This window comes from Streptomyces sp. WMMB 714, from assembly GCF_900090125.1.
GTDB lineage: Bacteria > Actinomycetota > Actinomycetes > Streptomycetales > Streptomycetaceae > Streptomyces > Streptomyces daqingensis.
Genome location: NZ_FMHJ01000005.1, coordinates 72524 through 88889, shown reverse-complemented (window position 1 = coordinate 88889; position 16366 = coordinate 72524). Strand labels below are relative to the sequence as shown.

Genomic DNA, 16366 nt, shown 5'->3' with positions numbered 1-16366 from the left:
TACCCGCTAGGTCTCCGTATCCGAACAGGACGGAACTACCCGATAGTAGGGCCTTCCAGGCGCCTCACCTGCTGCGTAGCGTCGAGGGATGCAGAACCCGACCCAGGACCTCACGCACGTTCTCCCTCCGGGCTCCCCGTACGACCGGCCGCGCAGCGCCTCGCCGGACCCCGAGTCGATGGACGAACTGCGCAGCGACTGCGCCCGCATGGCGCCGCACTGGTCGGGTCCCTTCTCCCCCTCCGCCGCGCTTCCTCCGCCCGCCCCGCACCCTGCCCGCCGGCTGGAGTGGGCGTCCGCGGCCGCCCGCCTCCGCGAAGCCGGTACGTACGGGACTCCGCGCGGGGTGCGCGTCCCCGCCTCCTCCGCCCGGATGCTGGACGGGATGTCGGAGTACGGCCTCTGGTGAAGGGCGCCCGCCGCCCCTGCTCGCGCCGCGGCCGAGGTCAGACCACGGCCGGAGGGCTCGGCCGGGAACCAGGTGGGCTCCGCCGCCGTCACATGGATGTCCCTCGCATGCGGGGCCGGGACCTGAAAGTGACGAGCGGAGCCGAAGGAGCAACGCGGTGAACACCGAAAAGTCTCCCACCGACGGTGGGGGTTTCCCTTCCGCGGACGCACGGCCAGGGCGGCACGGCCGCCGGCGGCTGTCCGTCGCCACGGTGGCGGCGGCCGTACTGCTGGCCGGCGGTGGCGGCGCGTACTGGGCCTCGACCGCGGGCGACGGCGGCGACAACGCGCCCGGCAGCACCTCCAAGCCCCCGAAGCTGGCGCTGGACGGGGTGGCGGCGCAGGGCGGCGAGGGCGACGGCGAGGGCATCGCGCCCGGTGAGCCGGACCCGAACGCGCAGACGTACCGCGCCAACAAGAAGATGCCGGACGGCCCCGACGCCGCCAGCGTCTACCGGACACCGGACGGCGTTTCGCGCGCGTCCGTCTCCGCACTGGCGGAGAGCCTGGACGTCTCCGGCAAGCCCGAGAAGAAGGACGGCCGGTGGGTCGTCGGCGAGGGCGGAGACTCCGGCCGCGGGCTGACGCTGTCGGTGAACGACGAGCGCATGGCCGGCAACTGGACGTACCAGTCGTCGCGTTCGCCCGTCATGCCGTGCGGCAAGCCGCTCCCGACGGTGCCCGGCGGCTCGGCGCCGTCGGCCGGGCAGGTCGAACGGCCCGACTCGTGCCCGTCCATGCCCGATTCCGGCAAGGGCGACCCCGTCTCGGAGAAGAAGGCCGAGGACGCCGTACGGCCGGTGCTGAAGACGCTGAAGCTCCAGGACGCCGAACTGGACGCCGGTGTGACGACCGGTCCGCTGCGCATGGTGACCGTGACGCCCGAGGTGGGCGGCATGCCGACGAAGGACTGGAACACCACGTTCAGCGTCGGCAAGGACGGTGAGATCGTCCGCGGCCACGGAAACCTGGGCGAGCTGAGCGAGGGCGCCTCGTACCCGGTGATGTCGGCGGACGAGACGCTGAAGCAGCTCAACAAGCAGGGCGCCACGGGGCAGCACAGCGGCTCCGGCACCGTGCGCGAACCGGCGCCCGCTCCCAAGGCGGACGGCAAGCCGGGCAAGGGCGAGGGCGAGGCCGCCGAGGGCAAGCCCCTCAAGGTGACGGACGCCGAGTTCGGTCTCGTGACGCGGTACTCGTCCGGGAAGCCGGTGCTCGTACCGTCCTGGATCTACGAGGTGGAGCTGCCGGGCGGGGACCAGCAGGCCAGCGTCGCCCACCCCGCGGTCGAGCCGGAGTTCCTCAAGCCCGCCGAGCCGCAGAAGCCCGGGGGCGGTTCGGACGCGGACGCGCCTGACGGTTCGGGGCAGTCCGGCAAGCCCGGCAAGGAGCCCGATGCCAAGACCCCGGTGCAGGCCGTGAAGTCGTACGAGGTCGACGGACGCACCGTGAAGCTGACGTTCTGGGGCGGCGTGTGCGACAAGTACACGGCGAGCGCCGAGGAGTCCGGGAAGTCGGTGAAGGTGACCGTGCGGCCGGAGAAGTCCGACCCGGACAAGGTGTGCGTGAAGATGGCCAAGCCCCAGACGGTCGAGGTCGAGCTCGAGAAGGACCTGGACGGCCGGAAGGTCGTCGACACGCAGGACGGTGAGGCCGTACCGAAGGCCCGGTGAGGCCGGCCGGCCCGCGCCCCGGACAGCCGCGAGGGCCGCGCCGCGAGGAAGTTCGCGGACGGACCCTTGAGCGGGCCCCCGAGGGGCAGAAGCGACGACAACGCTGAGGGAGAACGGGGGCAGGAACGACGGAGGCGGCGGACCCCTGGTGGGGGGAGTCCGCCGCCTCCGTCCTTTTCAGTTCTGGGAACTGGAGCCAGTTCTGGGAACCGGAGCCAATTCTGACGACCCGTCCGCGGGCCCGGGCCGCAGACCGGCTCCGGGCGCCCCGGCGGCAGCTCAGTTGAAGGAGTCGCCGCAGGCGCAGGAGCCCGTGGCGTTGGGGTTGTCGATCGTGAAGCCCTGCTTCTCGATGGTGTCGACGAAGTCGATGGAGGCGCCGCCCAGGTACGGGGCGCTCATCCGGTCGGTGACGACCTTGACGCCGTCGAAGTCCTTCACCACGTCGCCGTCGAGCGAGCGCTCGTCGAAGAAGAGCTGGTACCGCAGGCCGGAACAGCCACCCGGCTGGACGGCGACCCGCAGCGCCAGGTCGTCACGACCTTCCTGCTCCAGCAGGTTCTTGACCTTCGCCGCGGCGGCGTCGGACAGAATGATGCCGTCGCTCACAGCGGTCTCGTCCGATACGGACATCTGCTTCTCTCCCGGGTTGTTCGGACTGCTCTGCCGCCAGCTGCAACCGGCGGCGTCCCGGATTCATTCCAGGGCTGGCACGTTCATTTTCCGTCGTTCTCGGTCCTCATGCTCCCACACGGCCGGAGCGAACGGGAATGCGTCACATCGACGCGAACGGCATCGTCAAAGTGACGTGAAGCGGTTATGATTAATAGCGTCAATTAGACGAAAAGCCGCTTGCGGCGCTACAGAAAGGGTGGGGGCCGTGACCGCCCAGCCACTGGACGTTCAGCCGACACCGCTCGCGCTGCTGCTTCTCGGCCGCGAGTCCGACACGGGCAGCGAGCGGGGCGTCGACTGCCCGGGCGACCTGCCGGCCCCGTCCGACCCGGACCTGGTCGAGCGGGCGCGTGCCGCGAAGGCGAAGCTCGGCGAGCGGGTCTTCGTCCTCGGTCACCACTACCAGCGTGACGAGGTCATCGAGTTCGCCGACGTGACGGGCGACTCCTTCAAGCTGGCGCGCGACGCGGCGGCACGGCCCGAGGCCGAGTACATCGTCTTCTGCGGCGTGCACTTCATGGCCGAGTCGGCCGACATCCTCACCTCCGCAGAGCAGCAGGTCGTCCTTCCCGACCTGGCCGCGGGGTGCTCCATGGCCGACATGGCGACGGCCGAGCAGGTCGCAGAGTGCTGGGACGTGCTCACCGAGGCCGGTGTCGCGGACGTCACAGTCCCCGTCTCGTACATGAACTCCTCGGCCGACATCAAGGCGTTCACGGGCCGGCACGGCGGCACGATCTGCACCTCGTCCAACGCCCGCCGTGCGCTGGAATGGGCCTTCGGCCAGGAGACCGCGGGGGCGGGGGACGGCAAGGTCCTCTTCCTGCCGGACCAGCACCTCGGGCGCAACACGGCCGTCCGCGACATGGGGATGTCGCTGGAGGACTGCGTCGTCTACAACCCGCACAAGCCGAACGGCGGGCTGACGGCCCAGCAGCTGCGCGACGCGAAGATGATCCTGTGGCGCGGGCACTGCTCCGTGCACGGCCGCTTCTCGCTGGACTCCGTGCGGGAGGTACGGGACCGCGTCCCCGGCGTCAATGTCCTCGTCCACCCCGAGTGCAAGCACGAGGTCGTCGCCGCCGCCGACTACGTGGGCTCGACGGAGTACATCATCAGGACGCTGGAGGAGGCGCCCGCCGGATCGAAGTGGGCTGTCGGGACGGAGCTCAACCTCGTCCGGCGGCTGGCGAACCGCCACGCGGACGAGGGCAAGGAGATCGTCTTCCTCGACCGCACGGTGTGCTTCTGCTCGACCATGAACCGGATCGACCTGCCGCACCTGGTCTGGGCGCTGGAGTCGCTGGCGGACGGCAGGCTCGTCAACCGCATCCAAGTCGACGACGAGACCGAGAAGTTCGCCAAGCTCGCCCTGGAGCGGATGCTGGCACTGCCGTAACCTGCGGCAATGCTCGTGCGGCCGCTGCAGGACACGGAGGAGGACGCCGAAGCCGTCAGGCTGCTGGCCGAGGCGGCCTTCGCAGCGGAACCCGCGGCCGGGCCCGTCCAGGCACCGTCCGGCGGGCCCGGAGGCGGCGCGCTGCCCTCCGAACGCCCGCCGGGCGCCGGGAGTCCGGCCCGCAGCCGGGAGCGGATCCGGCATCTGGTGCGTACGGACCCGCGCGGCAGCTGGCTCGCCGCCGACGCGGCCGGACGCCCGGTGGGGGCCGCGCAGTCCCTCGTACGGGAAGGCACCTGGGGGCTCGCTCTGCTCGCCGTGCTGCCCGAGGCCCAGGGCAGGGGCGTGGGGAGGGCTCTGCTGGAGCGGACGCTGGAGTACGGCAGGGCGTGCCTCCGCGGGCTGATCTGCTGCCCCGGCCACCCCGGCGCCGCACGGATCTACCGCGCAGCGGGCTTCGAGCTGCATCCGGCGATGCGGCTGGAGGGCAGGACCGGGCCCGAACGGCCTGCCCGCCCGGACGGCCCGGTCGTGGCGGGATCGGCCTCCGACCGCGACCTGATGGACTCGGTCGACCGGCGGCTGCGGGGCGGGGCGCACGGCCCCGACCACGAGTTCCTGCTGCGGCACTGCCGCCTGCTCGTCGCCGACGATCTCGCCGGCAGCGGCTACTGCTACCTGCGCGAGCAGGGCCGGGTGGAGCTGCTCGCCGCGACCTCGCGCCGCCTCGCCACGCGGCTGCTCAGCGCGGCGCTGCTGAGCCTCCCCGAGGGAGCCCGGGCCGCCGTCCTCTACGTCACGGCCGAGCAGCAGTGGGCCGTCGACGTCGGTCTCGCGGCGGGGCTCACCCCGGTGAACGCGGGCTACGTCTGCCTGCGGGGGATGCGGGCGCCCAGCCCCTACATCCCGTCGGGCGGGTTCCTGTGATGCCCGCGGCGGGGCCGCGCGGCCAACGGCCGCGCACCGGAGGCGGCGCCGCGACGGGGCCGCGGCCGGTCCCGGGCCGCGCGGACGGTTCATCCGCCCGGCCTGACCAGTCCGTTCTCGTAGGCGGCGACGACGAGTTGGGCCCGGTCGCGGGCGCCGAGCTTCGACATCGTCCTGTTGACGTGGGTCTTCACCGTCAGCGGGCTGACGGAGAGCCGTGCGCCGATCTCGTCGTTGTTCAGCCCTCCCCCGACCAGCGTCAGCACCTCGCGCTCCCGGCCGGTCAGGGCGTCGAGCGCGTCGGCCGCCGGTGCGGCACCGTCTTCCTCTCCGCCGGCGGCGGTGCTCTCGCCGTACGGGCCGCTCTGCGCGAGGAAGGTGGCGATCAGTCCCCTGGTGGCCGCCGGCGACAGCAGGGCGTCGCCCTTGGCCGCCGTGCGTATCGCGGCCAGCAGCTCCTCCGGCTCGGCTCCCTTCCCGATGAAGCCCGAGGCTCCGGCGCGGAGGGCCTGCGCCACGTACTCGTCGACCTCGAACGTGGTGAGGATGACGACCCGGACGTCCCGCAGAGCGGGATCGGCGGTGATGGCGCGGGTCGCGGCGAGGCCGTCGCAGCCGGGCATGCGGATGTCCATCAGGACGACGTCCGGGTGCAGCCGGCGTACGGCTTCCAGCGCCTCCGCCCCGTCCGAGGCCTCCCCCACCGCCTCCATGCCGGGGTCCGAGTCGACCAGCACCTTGAAGGCGCTGCGCAGCAGCGCCTGGTCGTCCGCGAGTACGACCCGGATCGTCATGTCGGAGTGCCTTCCTGGGGGTGTGCCGCTGCCTGGTTCCTCCGCGCGGGGTGCGGGACGTCCGGTGACCGCCGGGGCGGGGCGGACCGGGCCTCCTGCGCACCCCTCGTGTCGCGCTGGTGCGCCGGCGGGAGCGGGAGCCGTACGCGGACGCGGAACCCGCCGTCCCGCAGCGGCCCCGTCTCGCAGCTCCCGTGCAGCGCGGCAACGCGTTCCCGCATCCCGATGAGGCCGTGCCCGCCGCCTCCCCCGGCCCCGGACTCTCCGCCGCTCGCCACGCCCGCGGGCAGCCCACCGGGGCCGGGGGCCGCGCCGTCGTCGGTCACGGTGATCTCCAGAAGGGACGGCGCGATGTCGATCGCCACCTCGGCCTGCGCCCCGGTGCCGACGTGCTTCTGCACGTTCGTCAGCGCCTCCTGGACGACCCGGTAGGCCGTGAGGTCCAGCGCCGAGGGCAGGTCGGGCGCCGCACCGGCCTCCGGCCGGGCGCCCGTGACGGAGACGGAGACGGCGAGTCCGGCGCGCGTGAAGCCCTCGACCAGTTCGTCCAGCACGCCGAGTCCCGGGGCCGGTTCGGTCGGTGCCGGACTCTCCCCCGACTGCCGCAGCAGGCCGACCGTGGCCTGCAGTTCGTCGAGGGCGTGCCGGCTGGCCTCCCGTACGTGCGCGAGAGCCTCCTTGGCCTGGTCGGGCCGCTGGTCCATGACGTGCGAGGCCACCCCTGCCTGGACGTTGACGAGCGCGATGTGGTGGGCGACGACGTCGTGCAGCTCGCGGGCGATGCGCATCCGCTCCTCCGCGACCCGCCGCAGCGCCTCCTCCTCACGCGTCCGCTCCGCGCGCTCGGCCCGCTCCCGTATGGCGTCGACGAACGCCCGCCGGCTGCGCATCGCCTCGCCCGCGGCGGCCGCCAGGGCGGTCCACGCGAAGATGCCGAAGTTCTCCTGCGCGTACCAGGCCCGGCCGCCGAGCAGCATCCCCGAGGCCGTGAGCACCACGACCGTCGCCGCTCCCGCCCGGACGCCGGTGACGCGGTCCGTGCGGTCGGCGACTGTGTACAGCGCGATGATCGCCGCGACCACGATCGGGGCGCGGTGCCCGTGCGGGGCGACGTCCGCCGGCGGATCGGTGATCATGCCGAGGACGGTCGCCAGCGTCGCCGCCCCGAGGACCGGCAGAGGCGCCCGGCGGCGCAGCGTCAGCGCCCCGCAGGCCAGCGCGGCCAGCAGGACCGTGAGCGGCTCCACGTCGCGCTCTCCGAGACGCGGGCGGATCTCCGGGCCGTGCGGGGTGGCGGCAGCAGCGGCGACGATCGCCAGGAAGGCGGCGAGCGCGAGCGCCGTGTCGACGGCGAAGGGGTGCACGCGCATCCAGCGCCGCACCTCGCACACGAGCCGCATGCCCCGGCTGTCGTCCGCCCTCGGACCGGAGTCAGGGGCGGAGCCCGGGAGGGGCTGCGGAGCGAGGTCCGGAACGGAATCGTCTGCGGCCATGTCGCGCGTCACGTCACGTCAGGAAGTGGGGGCTCCGGGCCTGCCGTCCGCGCCGGAGGCCGTCCCGCCCGGTGAGGGCGGGGCGGCTCCGGCTCGCGCCAGGCGGGCCCCGGTGGCTCAGCCCGGGATGAGGCCGTCGTCGGTGAGCATCTCCCGCACCTCTTCGAGTGACGCGTCGGGCGCGGGAAGGATCAGTTCCGAGGGCTCCAGGGAGTCGTCGGGGAGGGCGGTGCCCATCGTGCGCACCGCGTTGAGGAGCGCGCTGAGGGTGCGGCGGAAGCCCGCCTCGTCCCCGGTCTCCATCTCGGCGAGCAGCTCGTCGTCCAGCTTGTTCAGCTCGGCGAAGTGGCTGTCGTCCAGCTTCACCTGGCCTTCCCCCATGATCCGTACGATCATGTCGCTCTCCTTCTGGCATGGGGCCGTAAGCCGATTCCCGATGTGACTGCCCGCCGGCGGATGCCGGCATCCGCGGCCGCGGTGTGCTGCCCGCCCGGACCGCTACTTCTCGAACCTGGGAGTGTCCTGCGACTGCTGCCCCTGGCCTTGGCCCTGGCCGGTGGCGCCGCCGCTCTCGATGGCCTGCTGGTCCCCGCTGGCCGTGCCGCCGGCCAGCTCCGCCTTCATGCGCTGGAGCTCCAGCTCGACGTCCGTACCGCCGGAGAGGCGGTCCAGCTCGGCGGTGATGTCGTCCTTCGCCATGCCGGTGGGGTCGTCGAGGGCACCGGAGGCCAGCAGCTCGTCGATGGCGCCGGAGCGGGCCTGGAGCTGCGCGGTCTTGTCCTCCGCGCGCTGGACGGCCATGCCGACGTCGCCCATCTCCTCCGAGATCCCGGAGAACGCCTCGCCGATGCGCGTCTGCGCCTGGGCAGCGGTGTAGGTGGCCTTGATGGTCTCCTTCTTGGTGCGGAAGGCGTCCACCTTCGCCTGCAACCGCTGGGAGGCGAGGGTGAGCTTCTCCTCCTCGCCCTGGAGCGTCTGGTGCTGCGTCTCCAGGTCCGTGACCTGCTGCTGCAGGGCCGCACGGCGGGAGAGCGCCTCACGGGCCAGGTCCTCACGGCCGAGGGCGAGGGCCTTCTTGCCCTGCTCCTCCAGCTTCGAGGACTGCCCCTGCAACTGGCTCAGCTGCAGTTCCAGACGTTTGCGGGACGTCGCGACGTCGGCGACGCCCCTGCGCACCTTCTGAAGCAGTTCGAGCTGCTTCTGGTACGAGTAGTCGAGCGTCTCGCGCGGATCCTCAGCCCGGTCCAGGGCTTTGTTGGCCTTCGCGCGGAAGAGCATCCCCATACGCTTCATGACACCGCTCATGGGCCTCGCGCGCCCCCTTCGTAACGGACTGAGCCTCAGCAGCACACCTACAAGACCCAAGACTACGGGCCCTGCTCCCATTACCGCACTGTTCGAGCGCGGATGCGCTCCTCCTGAAGGACGATCGCGGCCGCGGGCCTCCACATCAGGGAGTAGGAGAACGCGTCCGGCGCGGCCTCACCGCCGCAAACGCGGTCGCGGACGTTGCCGGATCGTTCCCGACCGGGCCTGGGGGTACCGCAGGCCGCACCGTACCCTGGGGACCGTGTTCCGAAGCCGTTCGAAGGAAGGGCAGGCCGCCTCCACCCCCCGGGTGAGCGCTGCCGAGCCCCAGCAGCCCCGTGACCCGCAGGCCCCGAAGGGCCGCCCCACGCCCAAACGCAGCGAGGCGCAGTCGCAGCGCCGCTCGTTCGCGAAGGCCCCGTCCAACCGCAAGGAGGCCGCGAAGCGCCAGCGCGAGGAGCGCCGCGCCGCGATGGCCCGGCAGCGGCAGGCCCTGGCCGGCGGCGACGAGCGCTACCTCCCGGCGCGCGACAAGGGCCCGGTGCGGCGCTACGCCCGGGACTACGTGGACGCGCGGTGGTCCGTCGCCGAGTTCTTCCTGCCCATCGCCGTGATCATCCTCGTGCTGAGCATGATGCCGTCGCTGCAGCTGAAGAACATCTCGCTGCTGCTGTGGCTCGGCGTGATCGTGATGATCGTCCTCGACTCGATCGGCCTCGGCTTCCGCCTCAAGCGGGACCTGCGTCAGCGCTTCCCGGACGAGCACAAGCGGGGCGCCGTCGCCTACGCCCTGATGCGTACGCTCCAGCTGCGCCGTATGCGCCTGCCCAAGCCGCAGGTCGCGCGCGGCGAGAAGCCCTGAGCGGGCAGCTGGGCCGGATAGGGCAGCTCGGCCGGCTCGAACAGCTGCTCCTGGCCCGTCAGCTCGACGAGCAGACGGCCGCCGTCTTCGGATCCGGCCGCACGCTGCGCGTGCTCGACGTGGGTCTCGGCCGCGGCGTGCAGGCTCTCCGGCTCGCCCGCGCGGGACACCAGGTGACAGGGCTGGAGTCCGACCCCGACCTGCGCGACCTGGTCGAGAAGGAGCTGGCGGACGAGCCCGACGAGATACGCAAGCGCGTCCGTCTCGTCGCGGTCGGCAGCGAGGACACCGGCGCCCACTTCCTGCCCGGCACGTTCGACGTCGTGCTGTGCCACGGGGAGCTGATCCAGGCCCGCGACCCGGGTACGACGCTGGCCGGCCTCGCGAGGGTCCTCGACGCGGGCGGCCTGCTGTCGCTGCTGATACGCAACGACGACGCGCTGGCCATGCACCCGGGACGCACCGGCGACTGGGACGCGGCGCAGGCCGCGCTGGACTTCCCCGAGCGGGCCGGCCGGGCGTTCCGGCTGGACACGTTCACCAGGGGGCTCGCGGGCATCGGCACGCCGCTGCGGCAGTGGTACGGCGTCGGGATATTCGGCCACGACCGCCTGCCGGAGCAGGACGAGGAGGCCGAGCGGATGCTGGCCCTCGAGGAGCGGGCGGCGCGCACCGACCCGTACCGCTCGGTGGCGGCGATGCTGCACGTGTGCGGCGTACGGGGCGGCTGACCGGCGCGGCCCGCGGTCCGGTGGTCTGCCGGGCCGCCGTGGCGGCCCGGCAGACCGCGGGCGCCGCGAGGCGGGCGCCCGGGCGGCTGGAAGCGCCGGCCCGTCAGATGGCGGAGTTCTCGCCCTCTTCGTCGCCGTCCGTCGGGTGCAGGCTCATCGGCCCGTAGATCTTGCTGCCGTCCTCGTGCAGCGTCACCTGATCGGTGCCGCCCTCCAGCAGCTCCTTCCAGACCTCGCCGATCCAGGACTCGGCGTCGCCCTGGGTGGGGAACTCCTCAGGCTGTACGGCAGGTTCCGTCTCCGACCCGTCGGCCTTCTCGAACCGCCACGTCCACGCCATCTGTTCCTCCCGAGATCGACAGTTGCTGCCTGCAGACTAATCCTGAGTGCGCGACCGGCGGCGGGCCGCGAGACGATCGGGACGTGGAACTCACTCTGCTCGGCACCGGAGCCCCCGGCGGGCTGCCCCGTCCCGACTGCCCCTGCGCCGTGTGCGCCGCGGCGGCCCGCGGGCGTTCGCTCTCACGCGCGGCGACCGCGCTCCTCGTGGACGGAACGCTGCTCCTCGACCTCACCCCCGGCCCCGCCTTCGCCGCCGCACGCGCGGGGAAGTCGCTGCAGGGCGTGCGCCAGGTGCTGCTCTCCCACCCGCACGACGGCCCCGCGATGGAGATCCCCGCCGGGCTGCCCGCACCCGTACGCGTGTCGGAGCGGCAGGAACTCGCGCTGATCAGCGGTCACCGGGTCCGCGCGGTCGCCCTGGACTCGCCCGGCACCGGCTACCAGGTCACGGGCCCCGCCGGGGAGTGCGTGCTGTACCTGCCGCCGGGTGCGGCTCCCGCCGGTCTGGAGGACGGGCGGGACGGCGCCCAGGCGCAGTTCGCGTACGACATGGTCCTCCTCGACGTACTGGGACGGCCCGACGCCCTGGCGAAGCTGCGGGAAGCCGGCTCCGTCGGCCCCTCGACGGACGTCCTGGCCGTCCACATCGGCCACGACGTGCCCTCCGGCCCCGAGCTGCACCGCAGGCTGGCCGCGGCCGGGGCGCACACGGAGCCCGACGGGACGACGCTGGTGGTGGGCGAGTACCCCGAGGTGCCCGAAGTGCCGCGCCGCACGCTGGTCCTGGGCGGTGCGCGGTCCGGGAAGTCGGTCGAGGCGGAGCGGAGGCTGGAGTCGTTCCCCGGTGTGGTGTACGTGGCGACGGGCGGCACCCGGGAGGGCGACGCCGAATGGGCGGCCCGGGTGAGCGCGCACAAGGAGCGGCGTCCCCCGTCCTGGCGCACGCGGGAGACCTGCGACCTGGTGCCGCTCCTGGAGGAGGCCGGGCCTCCCCTGCTCGTGGACTGCCTGGCGCTGTGGCTGACCGACGCGATGGACAGGGCCGGGGCGTGGGACGACGACCGCTGGCGGATCAACGGCTCGCGGATGGTGGAGGAGCGGGTGGGGCAGCTCCTCGAAGCGGTCCGCCGCACGCGGCGCACCGTCGTCGCCGTCAGCAACGAGGTGGGCTCGGGCGTCGTTCCGGAGACCTCGTCGGGGCGCCGCTTCCGTGACGAACTCGGGCGCCTGAACGCGGCGTTCGCGGCCGATTGCGAGCACGTCCTGCTCGTCACGGCGGGGGTCGCACAGCCGCTGCGGGGCTGAGCGGCGGCAGCGCTGCCCGGCACGGTCCCGCCGCGGCCTCGGGGGCGGCGGCTCCTCCTCGCCGCGGCCGGTCCGCGCGGACGCCCGTACCGTACGCTTCGCCATCATGAGCGACCGCACCCTGGACCTGGACGACTTCTCCGACCTCATCGAGCGCCCGCACGGCGGACTGCGCCGGGACGCCGAGGAGCGCAGGGCGAGGACGGGCCTCCCGGACCAAGCCCTGGGCCGCCTCGACGAGTTGGGCGAGTGGCTGACGGCGGCACAGGCCAAGGTGCCCGTCGAGCCGCTGCGACGGCCGAAGCTGATCGTCTTCGCCGGGGACCACGGGGTGGCGGAGCTGGACGTCTCCACCCGCCCGGCCGGCAGCGCGCACGCACTCGTGCGGTCGGCGCTGGACGGCCTGTCCCCCGCGGCCATCCTCGCCCGGCGTCTCGAAGTCCCCCTGCGCGTCGTCGACATGGCGCTCGACTGCGACCCGGCGGAGCTGCCCGCCGACGTGGCCCGGCACCGGGTGCGCCGCTCGTCGGGGAGGCTCGACACGCAGGACACGCTCACCGCCGAGGAGGCGGAGCAGGCGTTCCGCGCGGGTATGGCCGTCGCGGACGAGGAGGCCGACGCGGGCACCGACGTGGTCGTGCTCGGCGACCTCTCCGTGGGCGGCACCACGGCGGCCGGGACGCTGATCGCCGCCCTGTGCGGCACGGACGCCTCCGTGGTGACGGGCCGTGGCGGCGGCGACATCGACGACCTGACGTGGATGCGCAAGTGCGCCGCCGTCCGCGACGGGCTGCGGCGCGCACGGCCCGTGCTGGGAGACCAGCTGAAGCTGCTCGCGACCGTGGCCGGCGCGGACCTGACGGCCATGACGGGCTTCCTGCTGCAGTCGGCCGTGCGGCGCACGCCGGTGATCCTCGACGGAGTGGTCTCGGCGGCCTGTGCGCTCGTCGCCCAGCGCGTCGCGTTCCGCGCCCCGGACTGGTGGGTCGCGGGCCACACCGGCAAGGAGCCGGCGCAGGCGAAGGCCCTCGACCGGATGGCCCTCGAACCGCTGCTGGACCAGCAGGTCGCCGTGGGCGGCGGAACGGGCGCTCTGCTGGCGCTCCCGCTCGTGCAGGCGGCCGCCCAACTGGCCGCGGAACTCCCCGTGTCGGAGGAGAGCGAGGGGGACGACGGAGCCGGGGCCGCCGCGTCGGAGGACGGCGAGGCCGCCAACGCGTCCGCGCTGGACGCGACTTGACGGACGCCGCACGGCGGAGCCCTGGCGCCTGGCCCGTCCGGACCGCTGCGACCGGCTACTTCGACCGCAGCGAACGGGCCGCCGCGTACGGACCGCTGAGGCGGCTCCGGCGAGGGCCACCGGCCGGCGCCGGGGAGCACGCGGTGCGACGGAGTCCGTTCGGACGGTGCCGCTCGGCGCCCTCAAGCGCTAGCCTGCGCACCGATGAACGCCACTCCCCCGGACGGGTCTTCCGGTTCCACGGATCCCCCCGGATCTTCCGGGCCCTCCCGCGACCGTCCGTCCGGCACCGACGGCACCGACGCCCCGGAGGGCACCGGCCGCTCCGGTGACTCCGGCGCGTCCGCGACGCCGCACGACCGCGCGGCGTCCGGCGGCCCCGAAAGCCCCGGTCCCGGCCCCGGTCCGCGGCGCGGTACGGCAGACGACTCCGCTGCGTCGGAGGATTCCGGCACGCCGGTCGGTCCCGGTACGCCCGGCGGCCCCGCGGGCACGTCCGGTCCCGGCGGCCCGGAACCCGGTCCCGGCGGCGGCCCGGCCTCCACCGGCGCTTCCACCTCCCGGGGCCGCGCGGCTGCTGCCGCCGCCGAGGAGGGCGTCCGCTTCGCCCTCGGCACGCTCACCGTCCTCCCCGTACGCGTCGAGCGCTGGGACCGCGGCGCCGCACGGCGCGGAATGGAGTGGGCGCCGCTCGCCGGCCTGCTGGTCGGCGGCGCGGCCGCCTTCGTGGGGCTGCTGGCGCTGATGTCGGGGGTCTCCCCGCTGCCCGCGGCCGTGCTCTCCGTCGCGGTATCGGCCGTGCTCACCCGCGGGCTGCACCTGGACGGGCTCGCGGACGTCGCGGACGGCCTGGGCAGCGCGAAGCCCGCCGAGGGTGCTCTGCGCGTCATGAAGCAGCCGGACATCGGGCCCTTCGGAGTGGTGACCCTCGTCCTCGTGCTACTGGCCCAAGTCGCCGTCGTCGGCGAGCTGTACGGGCAGGTCGGCTGGGCGCAGGGGGCGCTCGGCGTCATGGTGGCCGCCGTCACCGCGCGCTGTGCGATCACGCTCGCAGCTCGTTCGGGTGTTCCTGCGGCGCGGGAGGAGGGGCTGGGCGCCGTCGTGGCGGGCACGGTCCCCGTACGCGCGGCGGTCCTCGTCGCGGCGTCCCTGGCCGTGGCGGCCACGCTGCTGGGCGCGTTCGTGTACTGGGGCGACGCGCTCCACGGCGCCGTGACGTGCCTGCTGGCAGTCCTCATCGGGCTCACCGCCGCCGAACTGCTGCTGCAGCACTGCCGACGCCGCTTCGGCGGCGTCACCGGCGACGTCTTCGGCGCCCTGTCCGAGACGGCAACGACCGCCGCCCTGCTGGCATTCGCTCTCGGCTGAGCGCCCGGGGGACGGGCACCGCCGGTCCCGCCGACGCGACGTCACGTGTGTCATTCCCGTGCGCAGCGGCAGGGATCGAGCCACAGGCAGCGCGTATCGTCTCCCGCATACGACGTATTGCTCGGGCATACGATGCCCGGCGTGCCGGAAGCCGTTCACCCGTAACCGACGACCCGCTGTTCCGGCCTCTCCAAGGAAGAAGGTCCTTCTCACCGTGTCTGCTCTGACTCTCAGCACCTCGTCCGCCACGACCCAGCGCGGGGACGTCGTCGTCATCGGCGTAGCCAAGGGCTCCAAGGGCAGCCCCGTGGTCGCCTTCGGCGGCGAGACCGTGGACAAGGCGTACGGCGGGAAGCTCGCCGCCACGCTGGAAGCGCTCGGCGCGAGCGGCAGCGAGGGAGAGACCACGAAGCTTCCTGCTCCGCCCACCGGGCTCAAGGCGCCGGTCGTCATGGCCGTCGGGCTGGGCGAGGCCCCCGGCAAGAACGAGTCCTACGACCTGGAGACGCTGCGCCGCGCCGCCGGTACGGCCGCGCGTGCGCTGGCCGGTACGAAGAAGGCCGTCTTCGCCCTGCCCGCGGACGACGCCCCCTCGGTGGGCGCCGTGACGGAGGGCGCCCTGCTCGGGGCGTACGCCTTCAACGCCTACCGCGGCACCGCGGACGGCAAGGGCAAGCGCGGCGCCAAGGCGGACAAGAAGGAGCAGGAGTCCGGTGCTCCGCTCGCCGAGGTCGTCGTCGTGGGCGCGAAGGCGCGGGACAAGGCGCACAAGGCCGCGGCGGACCGCGCGCAGGTGCTCGCAGCGGAGGTCCACCGCGCCCGCGACCTGATCAACACGCCTTCCAACGACCTGACTCCGGCCGTCTTCGCGGACCAGGTCCGGGAGGCCGCCAAGCAGCACAGCCTCGACATCGAGGTGATGGACGAAGGCGCCCTCGCCAAGGGCGGGTACGGCGGCATCCTCGGCGTCGGACAGGGTTCGCAGAACCCGCCGCGTCTGGTCCGCATCGGCTACAAGCACCCCAAGGCGAAGAACTCGCTGGCCCTCGTCGGCAAGGGCATCACCTACGACTCGGGCGGCATCTCCCTGAAGCCCGCCGGTCACAACGAGACGATGAAGTGCGACATGAGCGGCGCCGCGGCGGTCTTCGCCGCCGTCGTCTCCGCCGCCCGCCTCGGGCTGCGCGTCAATGTGACGGGGTGGCTCGCTCTCGCGGAGAACATGCCCTCCGGTTCGGCGACGCGTCCGGGCGACGTGCTCAGCATGTACAGCGGCAAGACGGTGGAGGTGCTCAACACCGACGCGGAGGGCCGCCTCGTCATGGCGGACGCCCTGACCCGCGCGTGCGAGGAGTCCCCGGACGCCGTCGTGGACGTCGCGACGCTCACCGGCGCCATGGTCCTCGCGCTGGGCAACCGCACGTTCGGCGTGATGAGCAACGACGACGCGTTCCGCACCACCGTGCACGAGCTCGCCGACGAGGCGGGCGAGGCGTCCTGGCCGATGCCGATGCCCACCCACCTGCGCAAGGGCATGGACTCCCCCGTCGCGGACATGGCCAACATCGGCGAGCGTCCGGGCGGCGGCCTCGTGGCGGGGCTCTTCCTCAAGGAGTTCGTGGACGAGGACGTGCTGTGGGCCCATCTGGACATCGCGGGCCCGGCGTTCAACGAGTCCGGCCCCTTCGGCTACACGCCCAAGGGCGGTACCGGCTCGGCGGTCCGCACCCTCGTCCGTCTCGCGGAGCGCGCCGCCGCGGGCGACCTCAACTGACCGCGTCCGCCGGGGCCCCGGGGCC

At 73.5% G+C, this 16366-nt stretch carries 15 protein-coding genes and 1 pseudogene; 10 read left to right on the top strand and 6 right to left on the bottom strand.

The window, feature by feature from the left end; translation table 11 throughout:
• Nucleotides 1-178: 178 nt before the first annotated feature.
• Both H181DRAFT_RS10540 and H181DRAFT_RS10535 read left to right on the top strand, forming a co-directional pair.
• Nucleotides 179-409: a hypothetical protein gene (locus H181DRAFT_RS10540; protein WP_107068741.1), complete on the top strand. Its 231-nt coding sequence runs from the start codon at nt 179-181 to the stop codon at nt 407-409.
• A gap of 157 nt (nt 410-566) precedes the next feature.
• On the top strand, nt 567-2123 hold the full coding sequence (locus H181DRAFT_RS10535; RefSeq protein WP_052708543.1) for a hypothetical protein: 1557 nt from the start codon (nt 567-569) through the stop codon (nt 2121-2123).
• 279 nt (nt 2124-2402) lie between these two features.
• On the opposite strand, the gene H181DRAFT_RS10530 is transcribed toward H181DRAFT_RS10535, so the two are convergent.
• On the bottom strand, nt 2403-2756 hold the full coding sequence (locus H181DRAFT_RS10530; RefSeq protein WP_045864091.1) for a HesB/IscA family protein: 354 nt from the start codon (nt 2754-2756) through the stop codon (nt 2403-2405).
• 247 nt (nt 2757-3003) lie between these two features.
• On the opposite strand from H181DRAFT_RS10530, the gene nadA reads away from it, so the two are divergent.
• Entirely contained in the window at nt 3004-4197 is a 1194-nt protein-coding gene (gene nadA, locus H181DRAFT_RS10525; protein ID WP_045864090.1) for a quinolinate synthase NadA, read from the top strand.
• A 9-nt stretch (nt 4198-4206) separates the two neighbouring features.
• Complete coding sequence (locus H181DRAFT_RS10520; protein ID WP_045864089.1) at nt 4207-5124, top strand: GNAT family N-acetyltransferase; 918 nt, start codon at nt 4207-4209, stop codon at nt 5122-5124.
• An 89-nt stretch (nt 5125-5213) separates the two neighbouring features.
• Here the strand turns inward: H181DRAFT_RS10520 and H181DRAFT_RS10515 are convergent, their stop codons facing one another.
• From H181DRAFT_RS10515 to H181DRAFT_RS10500, 4 genes are all read right to left on the bottom strand, one after another.
• The gene (locus tag H181DRAFT_RS10515; protein WP_045864088.1) at nt 5214-5918 is read right to left on the bottom strand and encodes a response regulator transcription factor; all 705 of its coding nucleotides are present in this window, start codon (nt 5916-5918) and stop codon (nt 5214-5216) included.
• The gene (locus H181DRAFT_RS10510; protein ID WP_175439753.1) at nt 5915-7318 is read right to left on the bottom strand and encodes a sensor histidine kinase; all 1404 of its coding nucleotides are present in this window, start codon (nt 7316-7318) and stop codon (nt 5915-5917) included. Before H181DRAFT_RS10510 ends, H181DRAFT_RS10515 begins: the two co-directional genes overlap by 4 nt.
• 210 nt (nt 7319-7528) lie before the next feature.
• Entirely contained in the window at nt 7529-7807 is a 279-nt protein-coding gene (locus H181DRAFT_RS10505; RefSeq protein WP_045864087.1) for a PspA-associated protein PspAA, read from the bottom strand.
• A gap of 102 nt (nt 7808-7909) precedes the next feature.
• The gene (locus tag H181DRAFT_RS10500; RefSeq protein ID WP_045864086.1) at nt 7910-8716 is read right to left on the bottom strand and encodes a PspA/IM30 family protein; all 807 of its coding nucleotides are present in this window, start codon (nt 8714-8716) and stop codon (nt 7910-7912) included.
• Between the two features lie 265 nt (nt 8717-8981).
• Here H181DRAFT_RS10500 and H181DRAFT_RS10495 point away from each other — a divergent pair, with 265 nt between their 5' ends.
• Both H181DRAFT_RS10495 and H181DRAFT_RS10490 read left to right on the top strand, forming a co-directional pair.
• Complete coding sequence (locus H181DRAFT_RS10495; RefSeq protein WP_074467802.1) at nt 8982-9581, top strand: DUF3043 domain-containing protein; 600 nt, start codon at nt 8982-8984, stop codon at nt 9579-9581.
• 50 nt (nt 9582-9631) lie between these two features.
• Nucleotides 9632-10312: a methyltransferase domain-containing protein gene (locus H181DRAFT_RS10490; protein ID WP_052708557.1), complete on the top strand. Its 681-nt coding sequence runs from the start codon at nt 9632-9634 to the stop codon at nt 10310-10312.
• 103 nt (nt 10313-10415) lie between these two features.
• Here H181DRAFT_RS10490 and H181DRAFT_RS10485 read toward each other — a convergent pair whose 3' ends face one another.
• Nucleotides 10416-10652, bottom strand: a complete 237-nt coding sequence (locus H181DRAFT_RS10485; protein ID WP_045864084.1) for a hypothetical protein — start codon at nt 10650-10652, stop codon at nt 10416-10418.
• 83 nt (nt 10653-10735) lie between these two features.
• Between H181DRAFT_RS10485 and H181DRAFT_RS10480 the strand changes: the two genes are divergently transcribed.
• From H181DRAFT_RS10480 to H181DRAFT_RS10465, 4 genes and pseudogenes are all read left to right on the top strand, one after another.
• Nucleotides 10736-11959, top strand: a complete 1224-nt coding sequence (locus H181DRAFT_RS10480) for a bifunctional adenosylcobinamide kinase/adenosylcobinamide-phosphate guanylyltransferase (RefSeq protein WP_045864083.1) — start codon at nt 10736-10738, stop codon at nt 11957-11959.
• Between the two features lie 106 nt (nt 11960-12065).
• On the top strand, nt 12066-13199 hold the full coding sequence (locus H181DRAFT_RS10475; RefSeq protein ID WP_078895645.1) for a nicotinate-nucleotide--dimethylbenzimidazole phosphoribosyltransferase: 1134 nt from the start codon (nt 12066-12068) through the stop codon (nt 13197-13199).
• A gap of 591 nt (nt 13200-13790) precedes the next feature.
• Nucleotides 13791-14567 (top strand): annotated as a pseudogene (locus H181DRAFT_RS10470) (adenosylcobinamide-GDP ribazoletransferase); the annotation flags it as partial.
• Nucleotides 14568-14781: 214 nt separating this feature from the next.
• Nucleotides 14782-16341: a leucyl aminopeptidase gene (locus H181DRAFT_RS10465; protein WP_045864082.1), complete on the top strand. Its 1560-nt coding sequence runs from the start codon at nt 14782-14784 to the stop codon at nt 16339-16341.
• Nucleotides 16342-16366 lie beyond the last annotated feature (25 nt).